Origin of the sequence: Streptomyces sp. NPDC056296 (genome assembly GCF_042268605.1) — a bacterium.
Taxonomy (GTDB): domain Bacteria; phylum Actinomycetota; class Actinomycetes; order Streptomycetales; family Streptomycetaceae; genus Streptomyces.
The window spans coordinates 15452-22767 of the sequence record NZ_JBHJRX010000094.1; the positions used below are offsets into that span (position 1 = coordinate 15452).

The 7316-nt window shown below is 71.3% G+C and carries 7 protein-coding genes; 4 read left to right on the forward strand and 3 right to left on the reverse strand.

What is annotated here, in order from left to right; genetic code table 11:
- The first annotated feature begins 111 nt into the window (after positions 1-111).
- From ACFCZF_RS38750 to ACFCZF_RS38765, 4 genes are all read left to right on the forward strand, one after another.
- Positions 112-1527 (forward strand): nucleobase:cation symporter-2 family protein, encoded by a 1416-nt coding sequence (locus ACFCZF_RS38750; protein WP_375922947.1) that lies wholly within the window; start codon positions 112-114, stop codon positions 1525-1527.
- A 68-nt stretch (positions 1528-1595) separates the two neighbouring features.
- Positions 1596-2996: an 8-oxoguanine deaminase gene (locus tag ACFCZF_RS38755; protein ID WP_376675664.1), complete on the forward strand. Its 1401-nt coding sequence runs from the start codon at positions 1596-1598 to the stop codon at positions 2994-2996.
- A 309-nt stretch (positions 2997-3305) separates the two neighbouring features.
- Positions 3306-4694 carry a nucleobase:cation symporter-2 family protein gene (locus ACFCZF_RS38760; protein WP_376675665.1) on the forward strand — a complete coding sequence of 463 codons (1389 nt, stop codon included), beginning with the start codon at positions 3306-3308 and terminating at the stop codon, positions 4692-4694.
- 209 nt (positions 4695-4903) lie between these two features.
- Positions 4904-5404 (forward strand): polyketide cyclase, encoded by a 501-nt coding sequence (locus ACFCZF_RS38765; protein ID WP_376675666.1) that lies wholly within the window; start codon positions 4904-4906, stop codon positions 5402-5404.
- A 42-nt stretch (positions 5405-5446) separates the two neighbouring features.
- Here ACFCZF_RS38765 and ACFCZF_RS38770 read toward each other — a convergent pair whose 3' ends face one another.
- The 3 genes from ACFCZF_RS38770 to ACFCZF_RS38780 are packed head-to-tail and all read right to left on the reverse strand — an operon-like array spanning position 5447 to position 7237.
- Positions 5447-5869 carry an acyl-CoA thioesterase gene (locus ACFCZF_RS38770; protein ID WP_375922887.1) on the reverse strand — a complete coding sequence of 141 codons (423 nt, stop codon included), beginning with the start codon at positions 5867-5869 and terminating at the stop codon, positions 5447-5449.
- A gap of 56 nt (positions 5870-5925) precedes the next feature.
- Positions 5926-6582 (reverse strand): hypothetical protein, encoded by a 657-nt coding sequence (locus tag ACFCZF_RS38775; RefSeq protein ID WP_376675667.1) that lies wholly within the window; start codon positions 6580-6582, stop codon positions 5926-5928.
- Positions 6583-6637: 55 nt separating this feature from the next.
- Positions 6638-7237, reverse strand: a complete 600-nt coding sequence (locus ACFCZF_RS38780; RefSeq protein WP_376675668.1) for a histidine phosphatase family protein — start codon at positions 7235-7237, stop codon at positions 6638-6640.
- Between the last annotated feature and the right edge of the window lie 79 nt (positions 7238-7316).

A 7316-nucleotide genomic window follows, 5' to 3' on the forward strand; every position in this document is an offset into this window, starting at 1 on the left:
AGGTGGACCAGAAGTTTTCGTCCTGTGCCGACCCCCCCCCTCCGGGTCGGGCCCTACCCCCCCTCTCTCTCCTGTTGGGTTCGGTCCCCCCGCCACACCGGAGGGAACACCATGGCACAGCCTGCAACGGAGCCGGCGAAAGGCTCAAGTTCCACCCCGTCACCGGAGCACACCGAGGACGCCGTCACGTCCGTGCACCCCGTGGACGAGAAGCTCCACCCCTCGCGGCTCGTCCCCGCCGCGCTCCAGCACATCGCCGCGATGTACGCGGGCGTCGTCACTCCTCCGCTCATCATCGGCCAGGCCGTCGGCCTCGACATCGAGGGCCGCACCCGGCTGATCGCGGCGAGCCTGCTCATCGCGGGTATCGCCACCCTGATCCAGACCATCGGCGTCAAGGGCTTCGTCGGCAACCGCCTGCCCTTCGTCAACGCCGCCTCCTCGGCCGGCATCGCGCCCATCCTCGCGATCGCCGAGACGAACAGCGAGGGCAGCCAACTCCCCGCCATCTACGGCGCGGTGATGGTCGCCGGTGTCTTCTGTCTCGCCGTCGGCCCGTTCTTCGGCCGGCTGCTGCGCTTCTTCCCGCCGCTGGTCACCGGCGTGGTCATCACCCTCATCGGCGTCACGCTGATGCCGGTCCCGGTCGCCTGGGCCCAGGGCGGCGACAAGGCCGCCGCCGACTTCGGCTCGATGCGCAACCTCGCGCTCGCCGCGTTCACCCTCGGCGTCATCCTCGTCATGCAGCGCTTCGGCAAGGGCTTCCTCAAGCAGGTCGCCCTGCTCTTCGGCCTGCTCATCGGCACCCTGGCCGCGATCCCCTTCGGCATGGCCGACTTCAGCGGCATCGAGTCCGCCCCGGTCGCCGCGCTGCCCACGCCCTTCGCCTTCGGCGCCCCCGAGTTCCAGCCCGCGGCCATCCTGTCGCTCTGCATCGTGATGCTGGTCCTGATGACCGAGTCCAGCGCCGGCATGCTCGCCCTCGGCGAGATCTGCGACCGCCGCGCCGACTCCAAGGTCATCACCCGCGGCCTGCGCACCGACGGCCTCGCCACCCTGGTCGGCCCTGTCTTCGGCGGCTTCCCCACCTCCGCCTTCGCGCAGAACGTCGGCGTCGTCTCCCTCACCCGGGTACGCAGCCGCTACGTCGTCGCCGTCGCCGGCGCCACCCTGCTGGTCCTCGGCGCCTTCCCGGTCCTCGGCGCGGTCGTCTCCCTGGTCCCGATGCCGGTCCTCGGCGGTGCGGGCATCGTGCTCTTCGGCTCGATCGCCGTCAGCGGCATCCGTACGCTGTCCGAGGCCGGACTCGACGACAGCTCCAACATCATCCTGGTCGCCGTGGCGCTCGGCGCGGGCATCATCCCGCTGGCCGCGCCGACCTTCTACGCCGAGTTCCCCGCCTGGGCGCAGACCGTCCTCGGCTCCGGCATCAGCGCCGGCGCGCTCGTCGCGGTCTCGCTCAACCTGTTCTTCCACCATCTCGGCACCCGGAGCCGCCAGACGGCTCCGGCACTCAAATCCTCCTAGGGTCCTGCCGTGCCCTCCCCGTGGGTACTCACTCCCCGCCCATGGGCCCACTGAAAGAAGGAAGCAGCATGGCAGCATCATCGGCAGCCGAGCGCGTGGCCGAGCGCGTGGTGATCGAGAACTGCGCGATCGCCACGGTGGACGCGGGCGACACCGAGATCGCCTCGGGGTATCTCGTACTCGCCGGCAACAGGATCGAGTCCGTCGGCGCGGGGCAGGCACCCGAGGGCCTGGAGAACGTGGTCCGCCGGATCGACGCGACCGGTCACCTGGTCACGCCCGGCCTGGTCAACACCCACCACCACTTCTACCAGTGGATCACCCGGGGCCTGGCCACCGACCACAACCTCTTCAACTGGCTGGTCGCGCTCTACCCGACCTGGGCGCGCATCGACGAGCCGATGGCGTACGCGGCGGCCCAGGGCTCCCTCGCCATGATGGCCCGCGGCGGCGTCACCACCGCCATGGACCACCACTACGTCTTCCCGCGGGGCTCCGGCGACCTGTCCGGCGCGATCATCCGCGCCGCCCGCGAGATGGGTGTCCGCTTCACCCTCGCCCGCGGTTCCATGGACCGCGGCGAATCCGACGGCGGGCTGCCGCCGGACTTCGCGGTGGAGAGCCTGGACGCCGCGCTCGCCGCCACCGAGGCCACCGTCAGGGAACACCACGACTCCTCCTTCGACGCGATGACCCAGGTCGCCGTCGCCCCCTGCTCCCCCTTCTCCGTCTCCACCGAACTGATGCGCCAGGGCGCGGAGCTGGCCCGCCGGCTCGGCGTGCGGCTGCACACCCACGGCTCGGAGACCGTCGAGGAGGAGAAGTTCTGCCACGAGCTGTTCGGCATGGGCCCGACCGACTACTTCGAGTCCACCGGCTGGCTCGGCGAGGACGTGTGGATGGCGCACTGCGTCCACATGAACGACTCCGACATCGCCGCCTTCGCCCGCACGAAGACCGGCGTGGCCCACTGCCCGTCCTCCAACGCCCGCCTGGCCGCGGGCATCGCCCGGGTCCCCGACATGCTCGCCGCGGGCGTCCCGGTCGGCCTCGGCGTCGACGGCACCGCCTCCAACGAGTCCGGCGAACTCCACACCGAACTGCGCAACGCCCTGCTCGTCAACCGCCTCGGCGCCCACCGCGAGGCCGCGCTGAACGCCCGCAAGGCGCTGCGGCTGGGCACCCACGGCGGCGCACAGGTCCTGGGCCGGGCCGCCGAGACCGGCTCGCTGGAGCCGGGCAAGCTGGCCGACCTGGTGCTGTGGCGGATGGACACCCTCGCCCACTCCTCCATCGCCGACCCGGTCACCGCCCTGGTCTTCGGCGCCGCGGCCCCGGTCACGGCGTCGTTCGTGAACGGCCGCCAGATCGTCGAGGACGGCCGGCTGCTCACGGTCGACGAGGACGCCATCGCCCGCTCCACCCGGGACGAGGCGCGCCGCCTGGCGCGGATCGCGGCGCAGGGCTGAACAGCCGCACAACTGCACAGCCGCACAACCGCACAACCGAACAGCCCGGTTCGCCGGCCTGCCGGTAGTCACCTTCGTACAACTGAACACCACTAGATCTCCGGCCGGGAGGGACGGCTTCCGGCCGGTAGCCGTGGACCCGAGCGGGGTCCATGGCGGCCGTCTCCGGGGCGTGCGCCCATGCGCACGCCCCCGGAGCGGTCACCGTTTCCCCGAACGGTCCGTCACGGTCCCGCACGACCAGCACCAGCACCACCTCCCTGACACCCGCGTCAGAGCCGACGTGTACCCGACCGGAGGAACGCCGCCGTGGCAGACCACCCTGTTGACGAGAAACTCCCGCCACTGAAAATGGCGACTACCGGCCTGCAGCACGTGGCCGCCATGTACGCCGGAGTCGTCGCTCCACCTTTGATCGTCGGTGCGGCCATCGGCCTCACCGCCACCGAACTGACCTTCCTCACCGGCGCCTGCCTGTTCACCGCGGGCCTCGCCACCTTCCTGCAGACCCTCGGCATCTGGAAGATCGGTGCCCGGCTGCCCTTCGTCAACGGCGTCACCTTCGCCGGTGTCGCCCCGATGACCGCGATCGTCGCCTCCACCGAGGACAAGTCGGACGCGTTGCCGATCATCTTCGGCGCCGTCATCGTCGCCGGACTCCTCGGATTCATCGCGGCCCCCTTCTTCAGCAAGGCGATCCGCTTCTTCCCACCGGTCGTGACCGGCACGGTCATCACCCTCATAGGCATATCCCTGCTGCCGGTGGCCTTCGGCTGGGCACAGGGATCCAGCCCGGAGGCCGATGACTTCGGGTCCGCGACGAACCTGGGCCTGGCCGCGATCACCCTGGTCGTCGTCCTTGTCCTGCGCCGTTTCACTCGCGGATTCGTCAAGCAGATCGCCGTGCTGCTCGGCCTCGTCGCGGGCACGATCATCGCCATCCCGTTCGGCGTCACGGACTTCGGGCCGGTCGCGGACGCGAGCGTCGTCGGCTTCCCGACCCCGTTCCACTTCGGCGCCCCGCAGTTCCAGCTCGCCGCGATCCTCTCCATGTGCGTGGTGATGGTGGTCTCGATGACCGAGTCCACCGCCGACATGCTCGCCCTCGGCGAGATCGTGGACCGCAAGGCCGACGAGAAGACCATCGCGGCCGGCCTGCGCGCCGACACCCTCGGCTCGGCGATCAGCCCGCTGTTCAACGGCTTCATGTGCAGCGCCTTCGCCCAGAACATCGGCCTCGTCGCGATGACGAAGATCCGCAGCCGCTACGTCGTCGCCGCGGGCGGCGGCTTCCTGGTCCTGATGGGCCTGTGTCCGATGGCCGCCTCGCTCATCGCCGTCGTGCCCCGCCCCGTCCTCGGCGGCGCCGGTGTGGTGCTGTTCGGCTCGGTCGCGGCCAGCGGCATCCAGACCCTGGTCCGGGCGAGCCTGGACAAGGACAACAACGTCCTGATCGTGGCGGTGTCCCTGGCCGTCGGCATCATCCCGATCGCGGCGCCGGAGTTCTACCACTCGTTCCCGGAGAACGCGAAGATCATCCTCGACTCGGGCATCTCGACCGGCTGTCTGGCCGCCGTCCTGCTCAACCTGGTCTTCAACCACATCGGTGGCCAGGGCCGGGAAGCGGAGGACGTGACCCATCCGATGGAGGCCGGAAACGAGATCAGCGAGGCGTCGCGGGCCCCGGCCACGCCGTGACCCCGAGGTCCTGACGCGGATGGGCCGGTGTCTCTCGACGGATCGAGAGGCACCGGCCCATCCGCGTCGGACGAGCTGGAAGGGAGCCGGGAGGCGGCATGGGCGCGGGTACCGATGAGTTTCGCCCCGCCGCGTCGTCTGCACGTAGGGAACGTGTTCTTCCGCACCCGCGGGAGGCCCGGCGTGAGATGACGAGGAGCGTGCCGACCATGGCCGAGGAGAGCGTGAGCGCCACCCTGACGGTCGCCGTGGACGTCGCGAGGGTGTTCGCGGTGCTGGCGGACCCGACGACCCACTCCGCGATCGACGGCACCGGCTGGGTCCAGGAAGCCGCCGACCGGGCACCGCTGACCGAGGTGGGGCAGGTCTTCCGGATGGACATGTACCACCCCGGCCATCCGGACGGCGACTACCAGGTGGCCAATCAGGTCCGGGTACTCGACCCGCCGCGCGCCATCGGCTGGCTGACCGGGCAGGAGAAGGAAGACGGGCACCTGGAGTTCGGCGGCTGGATCTGGCGCTACGACCTCGCGCCGCTCGGGCCGTCCGAGACCGAGGTCACGCTCACCTACGACTGGTCGGCGGTGCCGCGGTCCATCCGGGAGTACCTCCACTTCCCGCCGTTCGGCCCCGGGCATCTCATCAACTCGCTGCACCACCTGGCCGAGCTCGCCGCACCGGCGCCCCGGGCTCGTACGAACGAGCGTTGAGCGTCCTCCGCCTCTCCCCAGAAGTCGGGCGGCTCCGCTCGCTCATCCCCCGAACAGTCCGGGATCCGAAGCCAGTTCCTTGAACCGCTGCCGTGGATCGGCCACCAGCTTGCGCGCCTTCAGGTCCATGAGCCCGCCGACGCCCTCGACCTCCGCCGCGACCGTGCCGTCCGCCTTGCGGATGACCTGCCGGATGCGGAACGTCCTGCCCTCGCCCCACTCGAACGCGCAGGTCACCTCGACCTCGTCCCCCGCGAGCAGTTCCCGCCGGAAGCGGATGGTCGTCTCCAGGGCCACGGGCCCCACGCCGCGGGCGACCAGGTCGGCCTGCCGGATTCCGGCCGCCTGGAGCAGTGACCAGCGGGCGTGCTCGGCGTAGTTCAGGTACACCGCCTGGTTCAGGTGGCCCTGCGTGTCGGTCTCGTACCCGCGGACGGTCACCGGGACGGAAAACGGCTCGCTCACCGCTGCTGCCTCTCCTCGTGGACATGCTGACGCCCGATCCTGACACGGCCGCGGCGTCACACCTTGCGCGGGGACGCCAGCAGATAGCGCACCCTGGTCCGCGGCTCCGTGTACTCACCGACCTGCCAGCCCGCGCCCTCCAGAGTGGCCCCGCAGCCCCGCAGCGCGGTGCCGTCGGGCTCGTACACGGCGACGGCCTCCGGCTGCGGTGTCGCGCGCACCCGGTACCCGTCGCCGCCGTCCGGGCCGGCCGGACGGTGTCCCGCCGCCTCCAGGGCGAGCGCGGCGGCCTGCACGAGGTGCGTCCGCTCCCACCCGCAGGGCCGGTCCGTGCTCCCGTCGGTATGCGTCATCCGGCGCAGCTCCAGCAGCCCCTGCCAGGCGCCGCGCACCTCACGCAGCCGGGCCGGCCCGGCGTTGCCCGGCACGGCGTCCTCCCCGCCCACCCGCGCGGCGAACACCCCACCGGCGGCCGGCGCGGCGGCCGGTGCCGCGGGCGCGGTCGTCGTCGGCATCCGAGGCTCGGCGGGGGACTCCCGTATCCGGTGCCCGGCCGGCGTCAGGAAGTGGTCGTGCGGCGGGCGCGGATGCCGGAAGGCGAGCCCCCGCTTCACCAGCGCCGCGAGCTGCGCCTCCGTACCCCTCAGACGCCCGGTCGCGGGGTCGGCGGCGTCGATGACACGCCGCTGCGCGGCGGTGGGCGACAGTGCCACGGCGTTCTCCCTCCCTCACCGGTGACGCCTTCGAAGAAGGCGACTCCTCAGAAGGCTAGGACGGAGGTCTGACATTCCACGCGGCGATCACCGGCCGCCCGTGCTCGGTACCCAGCCGGCACAGCGTCCCCGTGCCCAGCTGGAACAGGGCGCCGTCCGATGCCGGAAGCCCCAGGTGACGGGCGGTCAGCACCCGCAGGAAGTGCCCGTGTGCCACCAGCACCACGCACCCCTCGGTGTTCGAGAACGCGGCCTCCACCTTGGCGAGCACCCGGTCGGCCCGCTCCCCGACCTGCTCCGGGGTCTCCCCGGGGTGGTCCGGCGGCCCGGACGTGACCCCGTCCGTGAACAGGAACCAGTCCGGCCGGCTCCGGTGGATCTCGACCGTCGTGATCCCCTCGTACCCGCCGTAGTCCCACTCGTGCAGATCCGGTTCGATCCGCACCCCGTGCAGCCCGATCAGCTCCGCCGTCTCCCGGGCCCGCTGGAACGGGCTGACGAAGGCGGCCCCGATCCGGTGCGACCGGATCAGCGGTACGAGGCCCCGAGCCTGCTCCCGCCCGTTCTCGGTCAGCGGCACGTCCGTCAGCCCGGTGTGCCGCCCGGACCGTGACCATTCGGTCTCACCGTGCCGGACCAGAAAGAGATTCCCAATCATGGTGTCAAGCCGGGGTGGTGACGCCTTGTGACCAGGTCATGCCGCTGCGGCAACAGCGGGTTGAGGCGTGACGGCT